The 20,743-nt window shown below is 54.2% G+C and carries 20 protein-coding genes; 4 read left to right on the top strand and 16 right to left on the bottom strand.

Translation table 11 applies throughout. The features are described from left to right. Positions 1-252: 252 nt before the first annotated feature. From CJD38_RS11835 to CJD38_RS11805, 7 genes are all read right to left on the bottom strand, one after another. The gene (locus CJD38_RS11835) at positions 253-750 is read right to left on the bottom strand and encodes a DUF4442 domain-containing protein (protein ID WP_107940565.1); all 498 of its coding nucleotides are present in this window, start codon (positions 748-750) and stop codon (positions 253-255) included. A 182-nt stretch (positions 751-932) separates the two neighbouring features. After that, positions 933-1,565: an adenylate/guanylate cyclase domain-containing protein gene (locus CJD38_RS18450; protein WP_206362976.1), complete on the bottom strand. Its 633-nt coding sequence runs from the start codon at positions 1,563-1,565 to the stop codon at positions 933-935. A gap of 367 nt (positions 1,566-1,932) precedes the next feature. Then, the gene (locus tag CJD38_RS11825; protein WP_161554224.1) at positions 1,933-2,346 is read right to left on the bottom strand and encodes a DUF4282 domain-containing protein; all 414 of its coding nucleotides are present in this window, start codon (positions 2,344-2,346) and stop codon (positions 1,933-1,935) included. Positions 2,347-2,363: 17 nt separating this feature from the next. Beyond that, positions 2,364-3,491: a zinc-dependent alcohol dehydrogenase family protein gene (locus CJD38_RS11820; RefSeq protein WP_107940563.1), complete on the bottom strand. Its 1,128-nt coding sequence runs from the start codon at positions 3,489-3,491 to the stop codon at positions 2,364-2,366. Then, positions 3,488-3,934, bottom strand: a complete 447-nt coding sequence (locus CJD38_RS11815) for an acyl-CoA thioesterase (protein WP_107940562.1) — start codon at positions 3,932-3,934, stop codon at positions 3,488-3,490. The genes CJD38_RS11820 and CJD38_RS11815 overlap by 4 nt, the downstream gene beginning before the upstream one ends. 85 nt (positions 3,935-4,019) lie before the next feature. Continuing rightward, positions 4,020-6,161 carry a DUF1302 domain-containing protein gene (locus tag CJD38_RS11810; protein WP_161554223.1) on the bottom strand — a complete coding sequence of 714 codons (2,142 nt, stop codon included), beginning with the start codon at positions 6,159-6,161 and terminating at the stop codon, positions 4,020-4,022. 62 nt (positions 6,162-6,223) lie between these two features. Next, entirely contained in the window at positions 6,224-6,514 is a 291-nt protein-coding gene (locus tag CJD38_RS11805; protein ID WP_107940560.1) for a hypothetical protein, read from the bottom strand. Positions 6,515-6,825: 311 nt separating this feature from the next. Between CJD38_RS11805 and CJD38_RS11800 the strand changes: the two genes are divergently transcribed. Continuing rightward, entirely contained in the window at positions 6,826-7,848 is a 1,023-nt protein-coding gene (locus CJD38_RS11800; protein WP_240783603.1) for an AraC family transcriptional regulator, read from the top strand. A 126-nt stretch (positions 7,849-7,974) separates the two neighbouring features. Then, positions 7,975-9,387: a DUF1329 domain-containing protein gene (locus CJD38_RS11795; protein ID WP_107940558.1), complete on the top strand. Its 1,413-nt coding sequence runs from the start codon at positions 7,975-7,977 to the stop codon at positions 9,385-9,387. A gap of 670 nt (positions 9,388-10,057) precedes the next feature. On the opposite strand, the gene CJD38_RS11790 is transcribed toward CJD38_RS11795, so the two are convergent. From CJD38_RS11790 to CJD38_RS11765, 6 genes are all read right to left on the bottom strand, one after another. Continuing rightward, positions 10,058-10,486, bottom strand: a complete 429-nt coding sequence (locus CJD38_RS11790; RefSeq protein ID WP_107940557.1) for a DUF3465 domain-containing protein — start codon at positions 10,484-10,486, stop codon at positions 10,058-10,060. 144 nt (positions 10,487-10,630) lie between these two features. Further along, positions 10,631-11,203: a hypothetical protein gene (locus CJD38_RS11785; protein WP_107940556.1), complete on the bottom strand. Its 573-nt coding sequence runs from the start codon at positions 11,201-11,203 to the stop codon at positions 10,631-10,633. A gap of 2 nt (positions 11,204-11,205) precedes the next feature. After that, positions 11,206-12,414 (bottom strand): acyl-CoA dehydrogenase family protein, encoded by a 1,209-nt coding sequence (locus CJD38_RS11780; RefSeq protein ID WP_107940555.1) that lies wholly within the window; start codon positions 12,412-12,414, stop codon positions 11,206-11,208. Positions 12,415-12,424: 10 nt separating this feature from the next. Continuing rightward, positions 12,425-13,741 (bottom strand): acyl-CoA dehydrogenase family protein, encoded by a 1,317-nt coding sequence (locus CJD38_RS11775; protein ID WP_206362975.1) that lies wholly within the window; start codon positions 13,739-13,741, stop codon positions 12,425-12,427. 10 nt (positions 13,742-13,751) lie between these two features. Then, positions 13,752-14,252, bottom strand: coding sequence for an SRPBCC family protein (locus CJD38_RS11770; RefSeq protein ID WP_107940554.1), 501 nt, complete (start codon positions 14,250-14,252; stop codon positions 13,752-13,754). Positions 14,253-14,367: 115 nt separating this feature from the next. Continuing rightward, a complete protein-coding gene (locus CJD38_RS11765; protein ID WP_107940553.1) occupies positions 14,368-16,176 on the bottom strand; it encodes a long-chain-acyl-CoA synthetase in 1,809 nt (602 codons plus the stop codon). A gap of 251 nt (positions 16,177-16,427) precedes the next feature. Between CJD38_RS11765 and CJD38_RS11760 the strand changes: the two genes are divergently transcribed. Continuing rightward, a complete protein-coding gene (locus tag CJD38_RS11760; protein ID WP_107940552.1) occupies positions 16,428-17,927 on the top strand; it encodes an alkaline phosphatase family protein in 1,500 nt (499 codons plus the stop codon). A gap of 10 nt (positions 17,928-17,937) precedes the next feature. Here the strand turns inward: CJD38_RS11760 and CJD38_RS11755 are convergent, their stop codons facing one another. Then, complete coding sequence (locus CJD38_RS11755; RefSeq protein WP_107940551.1) at positions 17,938-18,333, bottom strand: RNA-binding S4 domain-containing protein; 396 nt, start codon at positions 18,331-18,333, stop codon at positions 17,938-17,940. Between the two features lie 4 nt (positions 18,334-18,337). Continuing rightward, positions 18,338-18,586 (bottom strand): hypothetical protein, encoded by a 249-nt coding sequence (locus CJD38_RS11750; protein WP_107940550.1) that lies wholly within the window; start codon positions 18,584-18,586, stop codon positions 18,338-18,340. 38 nt (positions 18,587-18,624) lie between these two features. On the opposite strand from CJD38_RS11750, the gene CJD38_RS11745 reads away from it, so the two are divergent. Beyond that, positions 18,625-19,026, top strand: a complete 402-nt coding sequence (locus CJD38_RS11745; RefSeq protein ID WP_107940549.1) for a group II truncated hemoglobin — start codon at positions 18,625-18,627, stop codon at positions 19,024-19,026. A 100-nt stretch (positions 19,027-19,126) separates the two neighbouring features. On the opposite strand, the gene dacB is transcribed toward CJD38_RS11745, so the two are convergent. Next, positions 19,127-20,611: a D-alanyl-D-alanine carboxypeptidase/D-alanyl-D-alanine endopeptidase gene (gene dacB / locus CJD38_RS11740; protein WP_146165978.1), complete on the bottom strand. Its 1,485-nt coding sequence runs from the start codon at positions 20,609-20,611 to the stop codon at positions 19,127-19,129. Between the last annotated feature and the right edge of the window lie 132 nt (positions 20,612-20,743).

The raw sequence follows: 20,743 nt of genomic DNA, 5'->3' as shown, positions 1-20,743 counted from the left end.
ATCTACGGCGCTCTTGGTGGCGGCTGTAAAAGGTGCGCAAGAATAGGCGCAGACAATCTACTTTTCCGTGGCTGACGGGCCGGGCTGGCCTGTCAACAGCGCCAGTGCCCAATAAGAAGACCTAATCGCAAAGCGTAGCGAGCGAAGGCAGTTTGCGTCCGCCCGGAGCGCAGGAAGCGCAGTTGACTCGAAGCTCAATGAGCATTCCGAGCACCGGACGGACGCAAAATGCCGAGCGCAGTAGCTTTGCGATCAGGTCTTGGGCTTTTCGGGGATCCAGGCCCAAACCATGCGACAGGTTATGGGTTCTTCGCCGTTGGCATCGGTAACGCGCACGGCCACGGTCACGTCGCCACGCTCTTCGTTCTGCATCAGCATGCGCTGCTCGACTTCCAGCGTCGCCTCGGCACGCAGATCGCCATGGGCGCGACGGACGTAGTCGATATGCATGGTCTTAAGCAGCGGCAATTTGCCCGCTGGCAGATTGAGTCCAAACACCGCGCCAGTTGCAGACTCAGCCAACAAGGCCATCGCCGCAGCGTGAATACCCCCAATGTGATTCCGCACCTTGCGGCGATTACTCATATGCAGAATCGCGCAAAGCTCATCAAGCCGTTCAAAGCGCACGCCACCAGTGCCCGCAAAGCGCACGGCAAAACCAAAAATCGAGCTAATCAGCGGACGGCGAAACGCAGCCGGCAAATGATTGATACGCGTGACCGCGAGGTTCAGCAGACTGGGCTGTGCCATGGAAAGACCACTAGTAAATGAGTGCGGCGCGATTCTGCCTGAATCGCGATATATAGAGAACGTGGCAGCGTATGGACGACTGCATACGGCAATTCTATTTTGTCGGAACAGTGGGGCAGTACAAACCAGCCCGAAGCGCTTATATGCTTCAGCTAGCCATGGTTCAGATAGACATCAATGAACTAGCGCTGCAGCGCAAAAACAGGACGAGCACCGCTGAGGCCTTTTAGTTCGTGTTCGCCGAACGACGTGAAAGTTAGCCCTGATCCGTCGAGCATGTCGTGCGTCGCACCGGAGACAAGCACCTCTCCAGCACTGGCAAGGGATGCGATGCGTGCCGCAGCATGAACTGCGATGCCACGCGCGCGTCCGCCAACGATTTCTACTTCGCCCGTGTGAATGCCAACACGCACCCTGACGCCAAGCTCGGCGACAGATGTGTCCATAAGAATCGCGGCATGCGCTGCTTTTGTAGCTCCGTTGAAGAGTGCCATGAACCCGTCGCCTGCCGAGTCCATTTCGCGGCCGCCGTACCTGTCAATGGCAGCGCGAATTCTCATATTGTGTTCATGCACAAGCTGAGACCAAGCATGGTCTCCGATCCGCTCGAGAGTAGCTGTCGAGGCAACGATGTCGCTGAACAGAATCGTCGCCAGTATCCTCTCTCCGATATCTGCGGGAGGAACACCATACAGGTGGGCGCTGGCGAACTCGACTGAGCACCAGGCTTCATCTCCAACCACCCAAGCGTCATGACCAGGCGGTATCTCGTAAGCTTCGCCAGGCCCAATGACAAGAGTCGTGCCGTCATCCATGCACACTTCCATGAACCCGGAAATCGTGTATCCGAGGTGACGGAACTGACACGAACTTGTCCCTACGATAGGCGCGACGTCCTTTGACCACCGCCAGCCAGGGAGAAACACGAAGCGGCCTACAGACATCTCATCAAGAGTGACGATATCGCAACGGCCAGCAGGAAATTGCCGAACCTGATCGGGCTTTGAAAAGTTCTTTCGTTGCAAGCGCGGCATCGGGCCATGTTGCGCTTTAAATGTAACTGCCTGCAAGTTCCTCTATTGGATCGCGCTAGCTACCTGATTGACAGGCATTGGCCCTAGCGGCAGTCGAGAATATTCAACTTCAGTGGCTTCGATGTTTAAAGCTCCACTTAATGCAAAGCTACTCGTCCTTGCGCTTGAAGCTTTTCCAAAAAGTAATCTTAGGAAAACCACCAGCAATCTCTTCCGTGTGCCCGGCCATCTTGTTGATATGAACGGCGATACGGAAGATCACCATGCACAGCTCAAGCGCCACGCGCATCAGCGTCACCAGCACCACAAATCCAACTGGCGCAATCAGGATCGCGCGCACCAATCCTTGTGAATGGGAAATCGTGAAACCTTCGATAGCGTAAGCCACCACGGCCCAAGCACTGGCGAGAATCCCGAGCAGATAAAGCGCGGGCATCATGCGCGGCGTCATCAGGCTGCGAAATTCCAAATCGGCAAGGCCTTTGACAAAATCGAGGATCCACACAAACCGATCAGCGATTGAACGTTCTGCAGGTTCTTCTTTCATTTTTGACTTGCTCATACCTCGACGCACACTCATCAAAATACAACCACCTGTCGAACTGCTTCGCCGCGAGCGAGACGATCAAATGCTGCATTGATGTCTTCCAACTTCAAGCGATGCGTTAGCAACTTGTCTACCGGCAGACGTCCTGATTTATACAGCGCAACGAAGCGCGGAATATCGCGAGACGGAACCGCCGAACCCATATACGAACCTTTCACCGTGCGCTCTTCAGCAACCAAACTCACGGCGGGTACTGAAAACATTTTCTGCGGATGCGGCAAGCCCATCGTCACGGTTGTACCGCCGCGTTGCGTTGCGGCATAAGCCTGCGCTAGCACCTGCTCACTGCCGACGGTTTCAAACGTGTATTGCGCCCCACCCTTCGTTGCTTCGCGAACAGCTGCCACCACATCACCATCACTCACAAGGACGGTGTGAGAAGCGCCCAGCTCTTTCGCTAGATCAAGCTTGGACTGCAACACATCAATCGCCACGATCGGATAAGCGCCAGCAGCGCGGGCACCTAATAACGATGCAAGACCTACGCCACCCAAACCAAAGATGGCGACACTTTCACCAACGCCAACTTTTGCGGTGTTCACCACAGCGCCAACACCGGTCATCACTGCGCAACCAAACAACGCAGCAATCTCGGGTGGCAGATCACGATCCACACGCACCGCTGAGCGAGCGGACACGACGGTCATTTCTGCAAACGCAGAAACACCGAGGTGATGATGCAACTCGCTTGTGTCATTTTGATGCCAGCGACGCGCACCAGAAAGCAGCGCACCCGCGGTGTTGGATTTGGCGCCGGGCTCGCACAGCGCAGCGCGACCACTGGCGCAAGGCGCGCAATGACCACAAGATGGCACGAAAGAAAACACGACCTGATCACCAACGCTGAAGCCTTCAGTATCGGCGCCGATCTGTACAACTTCGCCTGCGGCTTCATGGCCGAGCACCATTGGCATCACGCGCGGACGCGAACCATCAATCACTGAGAGATCGGAGTGACACAAACCTGCGGCGCGAACACGCACCAGCAATTCACCGGGTCCTGGCGGATCAAGTTCCAAGGTTTCGAATTTCAAAGGTTGCGATTGCGCGTATGGCGCGGGCAAACCCATTTCACGCAAAACTGCAGCGCGAATTTTCATGGCAATACTCCATTGTCGATCTGCAAACGCTCTAGCGCTAAACGCAGGCCCTGCGGAATTTCTTGTGAACGACGGCTTTCACGATTCACAAACACGTGCACGAACCAACCTTCGGCAGATGGCTTGTCATCGTTCTCGCGGAACAAACCAATTTCGTAACGCACGCTGGAGCGTCCGAGATGCACAACGCGTAATCCAGCTTGCACAACTTCAGGGAACGCGAACGGCCCCATGAATTTGCAATGCGATTCTGCGCAGAGGCCAATCGTGTCACCGGCGTGAATATCCAATCCGCCTTCGCGAATCAGCCAAGTGTTAATCACGGTATCGAAATAGCTGTAGTACTCGACGTTGTTTACATGCCCGTAAACGTCGTTGTCCTTCCAGCGTGTGGTGATGTTTTGAAAGTGCCGATAACCGGCGCGCGCTTGGCTGTCAGTCATATGTTGGGATTCCAAATTCTGTTCGCATAAAGCATAACAGCCGACACCACTCATCGTGGTGCCGGCTGTTTTTGAAACGCAAAAACTAGAACGAGTAAGCGATGCTGACTGATGCGTTGTCGCGATCTTTCAGAGCATTCATATATTTCTCACCGCCCCAATACCACTCGTAGTGGAAGTGGCCGGTCAGGCTCTGGTTGAAGTTGATATCCGTACCGACCTGAGCCTGCGAACGACCCGCAATAAAGTTCTGGTTAGGTGAAGGCGCAACACCGGTCATGTCGTGCAACAACACGATTTGCGGCTTGAACGCCCAGCCAAACATCACGTCGTTGTATTCCATCTGGATGATGGAGCGCAGACCCCATGAGAACTTGGTTGCAAAACCAGAGTTCTGTTGCGTTGGGTTGAAGTGCCTAGTATCTGGAACACCATTATTGCCCGTGCCATCAGCACCCGGGCTGTGGTGCGTGTTGTTGAGACTGCCACCTTCGATCTGCAATTGATCAAGCGATGGCAAGTTATAGATATGCGTGAAACCGGCTTCCATGATCCAGAGAATCTGATCTGCACCGAAAGGATTGCTGGAGAACGCTTTGATTGCCGTCAGATCAAGTTGCCCCACCTTGAAACGCTGATAGCCCGGGATGTACTGATTGGGCCCAACAGCCTGCTTGCGATACTGCGTCATCAAGTAATCGGGAAAAGCCAGCTGTGACGACGGAAGTGCAATGACATTCAGCCCCGTGCTTGGGAGTCCGAGAAGGTCTGTAATAGTGTCAACACCGACATTGATCGGTTGCTTGGGCAGTGCAGGCTGAAGGCCGGCAAAGACCACATCGGTCAACTGGACCTGCAAAGGCATATTGGGGCGGAAAGAATATTCACCCGCCAGCGACCATGCGCCGACGTTGGTATTGAAGCTCACACCGAACATGTGAATGTTTTCTGGGTAATCCAAGAAAACTTTGAGCGTATCAATCGGCGCAGGTTCTTTACCTAAACCAGTCACGTTTATAGCGCCATTAAATCCCATGCAATCCAACGTTGCAGTTAAGACTGTGGAATTACGCGCACAGGAATCATTAGTTGAAATCACACTCGCGTAGGGAAACCGGCTGTGATAGTTGAGGTAGTAGAAACCCAGATCAGTGCCGCCATTGAGCCAATCGGCGTTGTAGCCAATCTTAATGCCGTACTGACCGCTGTTCTTTGGTTCGCCGTGCGAGTCCGGCAAGATACGCGTCGAAAACGCAGTCGAAGAAATCAAACCCAGCACTGAAGAACTTAAAGGATCGGCGACATTGATTGAACCAGCTGGCTTCAATTTCTGGAACGGATCTTCTGGGAACTGGCCCAGACCAATCACTGCATATTCACCACCGCCAGCGATATCACTGGTCGAGAAGAAACTGCCTGACGCGTCAGGTTGCACGGGCTTCCAGCGCAATTGATAAACGAGATCTGCGCTGACACCATCCATCACGTCAAAAGACAATAGTGCCATCGGCACTGGCTGAAACACTGAGCGAATCTGTCCGCCTGGCACATGCAAAAGCTGCGAGTTGGGCGGATTGATTTCGTTCAGGCTGTTGATCGCCAGCAAGGTGCTCTCACCCCAACGGATGTTCTGCTGGCCTACAGAGAAAGTACCGTTGTGTCCGTCCAGCGCGAAGCTGTATTGCAGGTAAACATCTTGCAGCAGAATGTTGCTCGCATAGATGTTGGTGGTACGTGGGCTGCGATCCGTGCGCGCCGCTTGAAGCTCGACACCGCGATAGACCGTCGAGTTGTGTCTGTCGCGGCGATTAGCATTCGCCGGATCGTAGAAGCCCAGTGCGCGAACACGCAGCAAAAAGTCGCCGTAAGCCGCCTTGAAATCGGTATCCAGCAGCGTCGTTGCAGCAACAATGTCGTGCTTCTTGTAATTCAGGTCGCCGTTATCGCTATTGGTGCCTGAGAAAGCACCCTTGGCATCAACCAAGCGCTGGTTCGGCGCAGGGTTATTCAGAAACGAAATGCAATCGTCCTGTTCGCATAAATCCTGTTGTCCGGGCACATTCATCTTGCCGAGCAGATCGTTGCTTTGCGCCTGCATGCGCATCGTCGCACCGGCAGATATGCGGTTAGCGAGCGTAAAGGTGAAATCATCCCACTGATATTCGAGAGCCTGTGCACTGCCACTGAGCAGCAGTAAACCACTGGCAAATAATCCGATTTTCCGCATACGACTCTCCTTAGTTCTTTTACTCGGCATTGATACCGACCCCGACTTCAACGCGCGCATTATTAATAATCTTTGCCGTTACTACGCATCGACTTCATCGCAACTTTTCCGTCAACAAATGTAACTGTGATGAGATCTTGATCTTTCCCGTTCCAAGATTCGATGGTTGTCGTGGCATCAGCATCTGTTTCACGACCTTTGGTTTCGTTCGGCTCACCCAGCACGCCATAAACCTGCTCACGCGTCATCGTCCAATCAAGCTTTTGATAGTTTTCTACGGTCGCCTTGCTCGGCGAACAAGCCGCCAATAGCAAAGCCACGGTGATAGACACCAACCATTTTGCACGCAGCATCGAATTCTCCTCAGTCTTAGGCAACTGTTCTGCGGGTGGCCTCTTAAGCCCTGATAGCTCCCTTAGAATCCAGCCGCGGCTCTTTGGCCACTATTCTTATCTTATCTACAGCGTGCGACGGCGGGCCTTCGATGTGCCCTTTAAACCGCATTCCTTATATGGTGCAGCTACTATATAGTCCGATTGAATTACCGTAACAGTGCACGATGGCAAGGGCAATGACAAAATCGGCACGTGTCCCTGTCCCTTCGGCAAATCAAACACCTATACAAGCGTCTATAAATATATAAAACATGCGCGATTCAGGTCAGATGTTGCAAGTCACACACGAAGCCATGGTTAAGGCGGGCGTCGACGTGACTGCTATTTACACAAAACTCGGTTATGACGCTGAAAAGCTGTCCCTGCGCGATCTGCGCACACCGCATCAGCAGCAGGCTTTTTTCTGGACGACCGTTGAAGCCGTCACCGGCGACGCCGATATCGGCCTGCACCTGTGCCCGCACATGCCGGTCTATCGTGGCGAAGTGCTGGAATACCTGATGTTCAGCAGCCCCACCTTTGGTGAAGGCATTGCCCGCACGGTGAAATACCTGCGCTTGGTCAGTGACGCCATTGATGTACGCCTGATCCAAGACGAAACCGGCACCCATATCAGTGTCATCGGCACCACATCCGAAGCACCGCAACTGCGCCACACTGAAATTTGTGTGGCCTATGAACTGATTCAGTTCGCCAAATCGGTTTCTGCTGGCGCGTTTAAACCGCTGCGCGTGCAACTGCGCTGCAGCCGTCGCTCAGATATTGAGCAGTACGAAAAGGTTTTTGACTGCCCCGTCACTTTTGACGGCAAGCTAGGCGAAATCTGGATTGATCCGGCAATTCTGGAATATCGCTCGCCGCATTGGGACCCCGATCTTCTATCGCTGCATGAAGAACTCGCAGAGAAACGCTTATCGAATCTGGTTCGTCAGGATTTGATCGAACGCATTCGCCTGTTGTTCTCGCAGCGCCTTGAGCTGGATCAATGCGATCTTGAAGATGTTGCTCGCGAACTCGGCATGGCCCCTCGCCGCCTGCGCTTTGAGCTCACTCGCGCCGGCACCAGCTTTAGCGACCTACTCTCGGGCTTCCGTTTTGCGTTAGCGCGTCGCCTGCTAAGCCGAACCGAAGAGCCGATTGAAAATATTGTTTATCTGACCGGTTTCTCAGAGCCCAGCACGTTCTATCGTGCCTTTAAGCGCTGGTCTGGCATGACGCCCGTGCAATATCGCGAAGGTCGCCGCGATGGCAGTGTTGAACACAAACCGACCAAAGAAGATCAACCGGCTTGACCGGAGAGACAAGCCGATTAAGATTGACAGCCATGGCTGTTAACGTCGTCACGAAATAAATTGCCGCGATCGGGCACTGTTCAGCCCGATTTTTACTTTTGTTGCAGTTGAGCCTGAGGAGGCTTTATGTCACTAAAAATATCAAGCACGGCACTGGCGCTTGCGCTATCCACTTTTGCGTTTAACGCGCACGCCACTGCAACCGCTGCTGAAGCCGCCAAGCTCTGCAATGAACTGACCTGTGTCGGCGCAGTAAAAGCTGGCAACAAAGATGGCACCATCCCTGAGTGGACCGGCCCATCCAATTTCTCCGAAGAACAAAAGACCTACACGCACGCCAAACTCGAAGAGCTGCGCAAGAGCCGTCCTAAAGAAATCGAAGATCTGTTTGCTAAACAAGCTGGCCCGGAAAAGATGAAAATCTTGTTCACGGTGACCAAAGCAAATATGGCTCAGTACGCCGACAAGCTGACTGAAGGCCAGAAGGCTATGTTGAAGGGCAACCCCAACTTCAAGATGAACGTCTACAAGAGCGTACGTACCGCGTTCTTCCCAGATGCGATCTACAAAGCAACTGTCGCCAATGCGACCAGCGCTTCGCTCACCGGCACCGACGTCATCTCCGGCGCCAAGCTGGGCTTCCCATTCCCGATCCCAAAGACCGGCGCAGAAGTCATCTGGAACCACAAACTCAAGTTCCGTGGCTCCGCTGTTCGTCGCTACAACAACCAAGCGATTGTTAAACCAGACGGCACTTACACGATCACCAAGCTGATCGAAGACGTGAAGTTCAAATACGCCAATCTGAAAGAACAAGGCGACAACAAGGACAAGCTGTTTGGCTTCTACTTGTCAGAAGCAGTTTCACCACCACGCGTTGCTGGCCAGATCACGCTGGTTCATGAAACCGCTGGCGGCGAAGGTAAGAGCCGTTCGGCTTGGATTTACAGCCCAGGCCTGGGTCGCGTAAACCGCGCACCAGACGTTGGCTACGACAACCCAGCTGTCGGCACCGACAACGAACAGTTCACCGACCAGATCGACGTCTTCAACGGCGCGCTTGATCGTTACAACTGGAAACTGATCGGCAAGAAGGAAATGTACATCGCGTACAACTCCTACAAGATGAACAGCCCGCTGTTGAAGTACAAAGACATCCTGACGCCATACAACATCAACCCAGAATTCGCACGCTATGAACTGCACCGCGTATGGGTTGTTGAAGCCTCGCTCAAGCCTGGCATGCGTCACAACTTCGCCAAGCGCGTGTTCTACGTCGACGAAGATAGCTGGGCAATTGCAGCAGAAGATTGCTACGACGGCCGTGGCACGCTGTGGAAAGTACAGGAAGCTCATCTGTTGACCGCTCCGTTCATCCCAACGGTTACCGGTATTCCTGAGTTGATCTACGATCTGCAGTCACACCGCTACTTTGCAACGACCATGATCAACGAAGATGCAACGACCGACTTCGAACAGAAGTTTGAAGATGCTTACTTTGATCCAGCGAACTTGAAGCGTAAGGCTCGTAGTCGCTAAGTTTTAAGCAGAAAAGCAAAGGCGGTGAAGCTTCTGGCTTCACCGCCTTTTTTATGTACAGGATGTACGGTACCTCCGCGGGCGCATGGATGCGCAGGAGCGGAGGTGTTAGCGCCGCGATACTGTTTTAAACATGAGCTATATCCCATCACCAATCACACCCGTCATACCCGCGAAGGCGGGTATCCAGTTCTTCTAGCCTCCCTCTCCCCATGCTTTTTATGGGGAGAGGGATTGAGGGTGAGGGGCAAGCTTTTTACGCGCTTCGCGGGCTACTACCTGTTCTCAATGAAATGACGTGTTCCGCACTGTAGTGCGGGTTACTTTCTTTGCTGGTGCAAAGAAAGTAACCAAAGAAAGCACCTCAATCCACTTGTGCGGCGATGTGGAACAGGCCTGATACCTATGCAACCTAAATTCTCACGCGAGAAACAGGTAACCGCTTCAGCATTTTGGTCTTGGGAATTGCGGCAGATCAGCTCATTCGTTAGTCGCAACAGGACCGTGTCATTCCGAACGCAGTGAGGGATCTTGCTGTAGCTCTCAAAGCAAGATCCCTCACTTCGTTCGGGATGACAACTCGTAGGCTGGGTTGCCGCGAAGCCAAACCCAGCATCTTGTCGGCTAGGGCTTCGCTGGGTTTCGCTGCGCTTCAATCCAGCCTACGTATTCATTGATACGTTTTGCCGCCAGCTTTCAACCAGCCTGCTTCATGCCTGCCACCTGGATCATGATGGGTCCAATGCACGACGCCACCTTTTTCGTTCCACTCGTACTCACCATTGAACGCGATGGTGTCGCCCTGAGAAATGGATGAAATCCGCGGGGCCAAATCTATGTTATGGGCAACGAGAATTGTCTGGCCAGACGATAGCTCAAGGATAAACTTTTGATGTCTGCTTCCTTCGTTATCATCGGGAAGTACCTTCACAACAACACCCTCGCCTTGCACTTGGCGATTGCTGTCAGCCTGCCCAAAAGAGGAAGGCCCTGAAAGCGACTGCGTTTCGCTTTCAGTAGAAGTTCCTTGGTGATTTCCTTCACCAAACCAGAAGTAGGCACCTGCAATCAATGCGCCAATCAGAATGAGATTCTTCATTTCTTGCTTCCGTCTTCGCTCGTCTTGAACCTATTCGTTCGATCATACAATCCATGCTTTAAAAACAAAAAAAGCCCCGTCACCGGAGCTTTCTGGAATCAACCGCTTCAATTTATTTGGCGACTTTCTCTCGCCACTCAAGTTTTAGTTTCTAAGCGCAGGGACTTCCTTGCTCAGCGCAAAACCTTTTCGGGGTGTGCCAATGTCGCCACGATAGGGTGCTGTCGGTCCTTCCAGCATAAATGGCAGCGCAACCTGCCGTTGTCTATTGGTAAATCCCCACGTGCCGATCCCGAGATAAAGATTCGACGAAACACGTCGGACCTCATCGACCATATGAATGTCACCACACATTGAATTGTAGGCGCGGTAAACCAATTGATATGCAGGCTTGCCGTCATAACGTGAGGGCGCGATTACTGTTTGCATTGGGAAACGCTGAACGATGCGACCCATCGTTCGAAAAGTGTTGTAGCCACGTCCATTCTCGACATCTACAGGACGAAATGCCTTACACAACCAAGGCACGAGTGGGTTTCTCACCGAAACCTGACCCGCTAGTGTGGCCAGCAACGAAGGCTGTTGCAGCAACGTAGCAGGGTATTCGCCATTCATTTCTGACATGGCGGGGGCTTCTAACTGAAGAAATAATTCCAGCGACTGCTCGACCGAAAATTTCTTAAGGTCTGCTGCGGTTAAAGAGGTCGCTTGCGACATATTTATTTCAGCTCGTTCGACGACTTACCCAACAATCGTCTAGCCACAATCAGCAACTGAATCTGCTGCGTGCCTTCGAAGATGTCGAGGATCTTGGCGTCGCGTGCCCACTTTTCTAGTAGTGAGTGTTCGCTGTAGCCGAGGCTGCCGCAGAGCTCTACGCATTTGAGCGAAACATCTACGCAAGTACGGCCTGCTTTGGCTTTAGCCATGCTGGCTTGCAGAGAGTTGGGCTTGCGGTTGTCGGCCATCCACGCGGCTTGCAGGGTTAGCAAACGTGAGGCTTCGTAGTCGGCTTCCATTTTCAGGAAGTCGGCTGCAGCTGCGCTTTGCGAGTACGCGGGTTTGGCGTAGTCGATAGTGACGCCAGCGAGTTCCAGCAGTTTGCGGGTTTCTTCTAAGCAGGCGCGCGTTAAGCCGACTGCCATGCCAGCAACCAGAGGACGTGTGTTGTCGAAGGTTTGCATGACGCCTGCAAAACCTTTCTCCACATTCACTTCCGGATCACCCAACAGATTTTCTTTAGGCACGCGGCAATTCACGAGAGCGAACTGCGCGGTGTCTGATGCCCGGATACCGAGTTTGTGTTCGAGGCGAATCAGGTCGAAGCCGGGCGTGCCTTTTTCGACTACGAAAGATTTGATTGCAGCGCGGCCTGCGTTTTTGTCTAGCGTGGCCCAGACCACGACGAGATCAGCGCGCTCACCGGAGGTGACGAAAATCTTTTCGCCGTTGAGCACGTAGTGATCGCCATCAAGCTTTGCCGTGGTGCGGATCGCGGCAGAGTCAGAACCACAGTGTGGTTCAGTGATCGCCATTGCAGCCCAGCGGCCATCAAAGCGTTTGAGCTGTTCATCGCTGGCAACTGATGCGATTGCGGAATTGCCTAGGCCTTGGCGCGGCATGCTGAGTAGCAAACCGACGTCGCCCCAGCAAAGTTCCATCACACCGAGCACGGTGGAGAGATTGCTGCTGTTGCGATTGCCTTCATCTTTGGTTGCGTCGCGGCGGACGCCAGCAGCACCGGCGCCTTCAGAGCCACCGCCAGCATTCATGCCATCGAGCAGCGCCGCGAGCATGTCGAGCTCTTTGGGATAGGCGTGCTCGGCCAAATCGTATTTACGCGAGTTGGGACGGAAGATTTCTTTGGCAACGTGGTTAGCCTGCTCAACCAGCGCGCGGAATTTCTTGGGGTTTTCTAGATTGATCATTTCGTCATCCTCAAACTAGTACCACGCCTTCCATCATTCCCGCCGCACGTAGATCGCGATACCAGCGCTCTACCGGGTGTTCTTTGATGAAGCCGTGACCGCCGAGGAGTTGTACGCCGTCGCTACCAATGACGACGCCTTTATCTGCGCAGAGACGACGCGCCAATGCGGCTGGCACATCAAACGCTTCGCCACGCTCTGCACGACTTGCAGCCTGCCAGGTGAGCAAACGCATGCCGTCGAGTTCGATGCCGATGTTGGCGATGCTGAAGGCAACTGATTGGCGATGGCTGATCGGCTCGCCGAAGGCCACGCGCTCATTCACGTACGGAATTACGTAATCGAGAACTGCTTGTGCGGTGCCGGTCGCGAGTGCGCACCAAGCGATGCGTGACAGCTGAATGCATTCGGCATAAACCTCTGCACTGCCCTCGCCCATTAATGCGGTGGCGGGAATCTTGACGTCTTTGAGCACGACACGAGCAGTGGATGCTGCACGCAAACCCATCGCAGGTTCAGCTTCAATACTGATGCCGGGCGTCGACGATTCGACAATGAACAATGCTGGGCCAGAGCCTTCAAGCTGCGCGGCGATGATAAAGAGTTCGGCTTCTGCTGCGCGTGGCACGAGTGACTTCACGCCTTGGAGAACGAAACTATCTCCAACGCGTTTAGCTTGCGTCTGCAACAAGAAAGGATCGAATAACGGACGTGCTTCTTGAATCGCTAGCGCGGCAACAGGCGAGTTGTCGCCGGTGAATGCAGGCAAATAAGCCGCCTGCTGTTGTTCATTGCCCCACAACGACAGCGCAGTGCTGACTGCCGCTGGCGCAAGGCATGCCACGGCCAAACCCATATCGCCTTGTGCCATCGCTTCTGCCACCAGCACATTGGTCATGGCGGAGCGTTCGCTACCAGCACCACCGAGTTCTTCAGAAATACCGATCAAGGCGATGCCGAGATCTGCGCTCTCTTTCAGCAAGTCGGCTGGCGCTGCACAAGCGGTATCAGCCGCTGCGGCTGCAGGACGCAAACGCTCCAGCGCAAAACTCTGCGCCGCATCGCGCAGCATCAACTGCTCTTCGCTAGGCGTGAGGTCAAACAAACCGCTGGATGTGTTTTTTGCGAGGCGCGCTGGGCGCACCAACTTCTGCGCTGCGCTAAAGCTGCGTGCTGCAGCAGTTGCTGTACGAAAGCCTAACTTGCTGGCTTGGTAAATCGCTTTTTCGGATGACTTGCGCAGACCGAGCTTGTCGACCACCGGTGCGCCTGCAAATCGATTAAGAAGCCGCAAGCCAAATCCCATCACATCGCGCCCTAAATTCATCTTGATGCCCTCACTTGGCCTTGCGCTTAGCGGCGGGTGCCGGAGCCTGCATCAGCGCCTCACTCGTGCGTTCCAGAAAAATATCAACGAGTCGCGTGAACTTGCCTTGAATAAACGGCGGCGCCAGCAAGCGATACATCAGTGGCACTGGAACATCGTAGAGATCGCCACGCACTTTGAAAGTGAGCTGAGTTTTATCGCCGCGCTCTGCGAGTTTGAAAGCGCCTTCGATGTTGGCGTTGCCCTTCTTGGGAACCGGCTGCCAAGTGAGCTGATTGCTTTTCAGATCGATGTTGTACTTCGCGGCGTAGCTGACTTCGTGTGCGATGTTGGCAATCGATGAACCGATCGTTCCCATCTCCCACAGATAGGTGTCATCCGCCAGCTTGGTGAGCTTGCGTAGCTTGGGGAATCGACTGATGGTGCCTTCAAGATCTTTGAAAAGCGTTTGCACCTTAGCTACCGGCGCGGGAATTTCAATGCTGCGTTCAATCGCGATGGAAACCTTCATTTCCTAATCTCATTACTCTGGAGTTAGGACTAGATTCTCACCACGCAGCAAAGCCGACTATGGCCGTAGCTACAAATCGCAAACGGCTCCGCGGTCAATCAGAAAAGAACAGCGCCTACAATCGCACTGCACCATTTTTTATACGCTCAAACAACGAAGCATTCAGCACTTCATAGCCACGCTCGCGGTCCGCCAAAACAAACAAAGGCTCATCGACGCTGGTTGGATCGAAGCCTTCGCGCTTCAATTCGACCTTGCGATATTTGAAGGTGCCTGTGACTTCTTGGACTTCACGCAAACGCAGGAACAAGGGCACGGCATAAGCAGGAAGTTCCGCACAAAGATGTTGCGCCAGCTTGAGCCCATCCAACTTCTGGCCGACCACACTCAGCGCCGCCATTCCGGCGCGGCCATCGGTGCCGGGCACTTGCACGCCATAAACCACGGCTTGCTCGATACCTTCAAAACGATTGAGTGCGCCCTCCACTTCTGTGGTAGCAACGTTCTCGCCTTTCCAACGGAAGGTGTCGCCAACGCGATCCACAAACTGGATATGACGCCAGCCCTGATCACGCACGAGATCGCCGCTGTTAAACCAGCAGTCGTTCTTTTTGAATACGTTGCGCAACAGTTTGGCGTCGCTAGCTTTCTTGTCGGTGTACCCATCGAACGGTGTGCGATCGGTGACTTCTGTAATCAAAAGACCGACGCCGCCCTTGGCGACTTTGCTCATAAAGCCACGGCCATCGCGCACCGGCACTTCTTGCTCAGCGTCAAATTCAACGATGGCAAAAGGCAGCGGACAGAAGCCTGCGGTCTTGCTCAAATCAAAACCATTGGCAAAAGCGAGATTGGATTCGCTGGCGCCGTAGAACTCGCTAATGCGTTCAATACCAAAGCGAGTCTGGAACTCATCCCATATTTCAGGACGCAGACCATTGCCGACAATCACGCGGACGCGATGATCGAGATCGCGTGAAGTCTTGGGGCGATTCAACAAATAGCGGCACAGCTCGCCGATGTAGCAAAACGCCGTGGCGTCGTAGCGACGAATCTCTGACCAGAATTTTGTCGCCGAGAATTTGCGTCCAAGCGCAAGCGTTGCGCCGGCTCCCAACACCGAGCTCCACGACACCGTCAGCGCGTTGTTGTGATACAGCGGCAAGCAGCAATACAAAACATCTTCGCTACGCATGCGCAGCACCATCTGCCCAAGCCCGGCCATGCCGCGCAGCCAGCGGTAATGCGTCATCACCGATGCTTTCGGCAAACCAGTGGTGCCGGAGGTAAAGATGTAGAAACAAGGTTGACGCAGTTGAATCGTTTGCGTCTCTGGCGGATTGGCGCCGGATGCCGTTTTGCTTTCAGCGCGCAGATTGCGATAACCGCCAAGCGCGCGGCCCGGGCCTTCCCACAAATAGATGCGGCTTTTGTCTTTGTCTGGATGGCAATCTGTGGACTCAAGCGATTCAAGACATTCGTCGCCAACGATTACAACTCTGGCCTTGGTCAGATTGAGACTGTGCGTGAGGACGTCTGCACGTTGATTGGTGTTGATCATGCCGGCGACTGCGCCGAGCTTGACGATGGCGGTGATACAGGCCAGCGCTTCAGGACGATTCTCCATCAGCACCGCAACTGCATCGCCGGACTTCACGCCATGTGCGCGCAGCACCGAGGCAATGCGATTGGACCAAGCGTTGAACTCGGCATAGGTCCAGCTCTGATCTTCAAACAACAAAGCGGGATGAGATGGTGTGCGAGCCGCGTGTTGTTCCACCAACAAACCGATGGAGGCGTGACGATCTGGCTTGGCCAGCAGCAGATTCAATACGCCTTTTTGAACAGTGAACATCTCCGGCAAGCTGCGGAAAACGCCACGGGCAATATCACGCAGGCCAACGGTGTGGTTGTCACTGCTCATGCATCGATTCCATGGTTATTGCGCTGCGTGGAAGAGCTCATCGCGTTTCCTGAAGTTTTAGTTGTTTTTGATGCAGCAATGTCGCCTTTCGCGCGCCTCGCTGCAAGCGCCGGAGCGACACCCAAGGGTGGCAAAGCAGTCTATGTCTTATTACCGTCATCAAGGCGCCAACAGACGCTATGATGCGAGCAGATCTGCCTTTAAAGCAGACAAAGCAGCATATGAAACGATAGTGCCCAAGGAGAGAGTTTGTGAGTAAAGACAAGAACAAAGGCCGTAATAGCGGCCAGCCGGCTAGTCCCGGCCGCCGCCAGTTCATTACCACGGTCGCTGCCGCGGCTGCAGGCAGCTTGATTCTGCCCGGGTGTGGACGCAGCGATGCTCCTTCGACGGCCGCTATCCTCGGCGCTGGTCTACCTGACCCCGCTAAATCCGGCATCGACCATGTGGTTGTGGTGATGATGGAAAACCGCTCTTTTGATCACTTTCTCGGATGGGTTCCGGGCGCAGATGGCGTGCAAGCAGGCGTCCGACAGAAGTCGCCGAATGGCACGGTGTATCAATCGCGCGACTTGGCACCGAACTACCAGAACTGCAATCTCGCCGACCCCGATCACAGCTACGAAGGCGGTCGCACGCAGGTCAACGACGGCAAGATGGATGGCTTCCTAAAAACCGCGCCGGAAGGTGACGATTTTCCGATCGGTTACTACACCGCAGACAGCCTGCCTTTCTACAAAGGCTGCGCAGAAAACTGGACGATCTGTGATCGCTACTTCAGCGGCATCCTCTCGCTCACCACGCCCAACCGCATCTACATGCACGCGGGTCAGACCGATCGCGGCGTCAACTCTGTCGACATCTCCACGCTCCCCACCATCTGGGATCGCATGCAGAGTGTTGGTGAAAGCGTTAAGTACTTTTATGCCGATGTCTCTTACACCTCATTTTGGGGCAATAAGTACAGAAGCTTTTCCAAGAAGTATGAGCCCCATGCATTCGCAGATGAGATTGCCTCGACTCCTCTGCCGAGTCTGATGTTCGTTGATAACGTTGGCACCACGATCAATGAAGGCGGCGCGATCTCTTATGACGATCACCCCTATTCCGATATCCGTAACGGTCAGGCGTTTCTCGACAACGTTTATAACGCGCTGCGCAAACATCCGAGCTGGGAAAAAACGCTGCTGATCATCAACTACGACGAATGGGGCGGCTTTTACGATCACGTCGTGCCCCCGTTCGCGCCGATCACGCCAGAAGAAAAAGCCGCTACGGGTAATGATGGTCGCTTAGGCGGTCGCGTGCCTTGCGTGCTGATTGGCCCGCGCGTGAAGCGTGGTCATGTTGAGCATTTGCAGTTTGATCCCAACTCCATTCTCAACATGCTGGCTTGGCGTTTTGGCTTTGAGCCGCTAGGCGCACGCGCTACTTCCAATAACATTGCGCTGGCTTTGGATTTTAAAAATCAGCCTGACGCGAGCACGCCAGATTTCAATGTGCCGCAGGGTCCGTTTGGTGGCTTGTGTCTTCCCACCGCAGGGATTGGTCACATTATTGGCGTGCCGTTGCCGGGCTTGCCGATACCGCCGATTCCATTACCCATCCCTGTGCAAACACCACCGATCCCAGGTCTGGATGTCCCTATAGATTTGTCGCCAGAGGCCATCGCGGAAATTCTGCAACGACAGGTAGAACACTTCACAGAACTGGATGCACTGCGCGGCTTAGGAAAAGCTTTCGGGTTTTAGCCCGACAAGCTCACTCTGATAGCTGGCGCTTGAAGCGGTGAATCATTCGCCGCTGCTGTTTGCTCGGGCGCTCGTGACTCACCAGTGCATTAGCGCCGCGCCGTTCAAGCGCGGCGCGTTCACGTTGCTCTTTGCTCACAGGCGTTTCTTCATAAAGCAAACGCGCTTGCGGCGCGGCGCCCCGCTGATCCGACAAGGCAAGCACCTGCACTTCTAACTCTTCATAACCTTGGCGCACACGAATTAATGCGCCAATTTTCACGTCGCGGCCCACCTTGCTGTGATCACCGTCGTAACGCACCTTGCCGCCTTCAATCGCTTCTTTAGCAAGGCTGCGGGTCTTGTAGAAACGTGCGGCCCACAACCATTTGTCGAGACGCACGCCTTGGCCATTGGATTCATTCATGGCATTAAAACTTTGGAGTGGGACGGCAAACTGCGCCGGGCATCATCTGTAAGTTGAGAGCGTGACGCACTCTGCGCGTGGCCAAATCTAGAGCCTCCGGTTCTGCCACTGCATCGGACTGCAACCAGCGCAATAACTCTGCGATATCCGTTGAGCTACTTTTGGCTGCCACACAGGCTTGATCCAGCGCAATGGCAGCGCCGTTATCAAAATATTCTTCCAACAGCGTTTTGATGTGATCTGTGTGATCCATATTGCCGTTATCCTAGCGCCTTAGAACCCTCGAATGAATTGAACGTGCCCGATACCTTGTACGAAGCCCTAGGCGGCGAAGCAGCGATCCGCAAATTGGTTGATCGTTTCTATGACCTGATGGCGACACAGCCAGAATTCGTCGCGATCCGCATTCTGCATCCGCCGGACATGTCCGGCTCGCGTGACAAACTATTTTGGTTTCTCTGCGGCTGGATGGGCGGCCCGAATCATTTCATCGAACGCTTCGGCCATCCGCGCCTGCGTGCGCGTCATTTGCCCTTCTCTATCGGCATCGTTGAACGTGACCAATGGTTGGCGTGCATGTTTATGGCCATGGATCAGTGCGAGGTGCCGCAGGATTTGCGCTTGCAGCTCGATCAATCGTTCACGGCGACTGCGGATTGGATGCGGAATCAGGCGCCACAACCTCAAGCGTAACCAAACCGTAGGGTGGGTAGAGCGCAGCGAAACCCACCATCTCTGTAGCATGTGATAGCGGTGGGTTTCGCTACGCTCTACCCACCCTACAAGTAATCAGCTAGTACCGCTCTAGCAAATCATCAATATCCGCACGAATCGCTTCCATCGCTTTATAGAGCGGTACTTTTTTCACGCGCGGGCTGCCGTTGACGATGGTGGTGAAGGCAATCCAGCCACCATTTTTCTTGCGGATGTAACCCGAGACACCGCAGACCGAATAAGGCTCGTTCATGGTGCCGGTCTTGAGTGCAACGCGATCGAGCCACGCAGCACTACCTAAACGCAGAAACGCGAATGGCGCTTGACGTGGAACTACAAGGCCGCCGTAGAACGCGGGGAAGTTGCGCGTGTTGTAGTACTGATTCGCCAAGACAGCCGTGAGTTCATCTGCTGAAAATTCATTCTCTGGCGTCAGTCCGCTACCACTGTAAATGCGTGGCGGTGAAACTTTGGCGCGCTTGCCATTCTTCTGCACGCGCGCAATGTAATTGGACAAGGTCGTGCCAGCATCCGCCAAAGTTTCTGGCGTTTGATTGCCAACCGTTGCGATGTTGAGCGTCAGCACGTCTGCGATGTAGTTATTGGAAAAACGCAGCATGCGGCCAAGTTGTTCCTTGAGCGAAAGGCCATCGACTGCGGCCATCACATAAGCGTCTTTCTGCAAAGCAGCATGACTCACACTCACCGGCCCATTCATGGCGATGCCAATTTCGCGCAAGGTTTCAGCCATCAATAAGCCGGTGCCTAGCGCCGGATCAGACATGGCGCGATACACGCTTTGTCCCGAACCCGCAGGCATGGTGCCACCAACACGAATCACGTCGCCGATGCCGGGCTCGGTGAAGCGCTCTACCCAAAGCGTCGAGCGAACATTCGCTTTCGTGGTTTTAATATTGCCCTGCACTGGCACCGGTAGCTGGGCAACGCTGCAGCCGACCACAATCGCGTCCGCACCGACTTCTGCAGCGCGCACATCGATGCACCAGTTACCAAAGTCCACGCCGACCGCCGCAATCGGAGCGTTATATGCGGTTGCGCTGCGCGTCATGGCGTCGCAGCGATCCTGTGTTTCACATTTCATTTCGCCCAGCGGCGAAGTGTTGACGATCAATCCACCATTGACGCTCGTGATACCCGCAGCTTTGAGCTGCACAGCGAGCTTCCACAGCGCTTGATGTTCGAGCGTGGCATCGCCGCCACCGCTCATGATCAGGTTGCCGCTGATGACGCCATTCTTCAGCGAACCCGTGCCAAGCAAACGAGTCTGGAAAGTTTTGTCGGCGGCCCACGTGTCGAGCGCTGCCGCAGCCACCACCATTTTGGTCAGCGAGGCCGGACTGAGGCGATCATCGGCGTTGAGCTGCTGAATGATGTTGCCGGAATCCAGATCAACCGCATTGGCGGTGATGCGAGCGCCACTGCGCTCCAAAGCTCCCAAGGCTTGCCAGTCGGCAAAGGCAGGCAGGCTCAAACCCATAACCGCAACACTCAACAACCGAACGGCCAAGGCTCGACGGCCTCGGCGTGGTGAAATCTCTTGCAATGCAGCTCTCCGTCGCTAGGTGCCAACCCCGTGGGCGATTCGGCACATAGAATTCAAAATAAGGGGACTTTGTATACGTTACCAGCCATGCGCTCAATAGAGTGTAAGCAAACATTTATGTGCACTGGCGCA

It is taken from the genome of Stenotrophobium rhamnosiphilum (assembly GCF_003052265.1).
Lineage (GTDB): Bacteria > Pseudomonadota > Gammaproteobacteria > Nevskiales > Nevskiaceae > Stenotrophobium > Stenotrophobium rhamnosiphilum.
The sequence above is the reverse complement of the archived record's forward strand: the minus strand, read 5'-3'. Positions and strand labels throughout refer to the sequence as shown.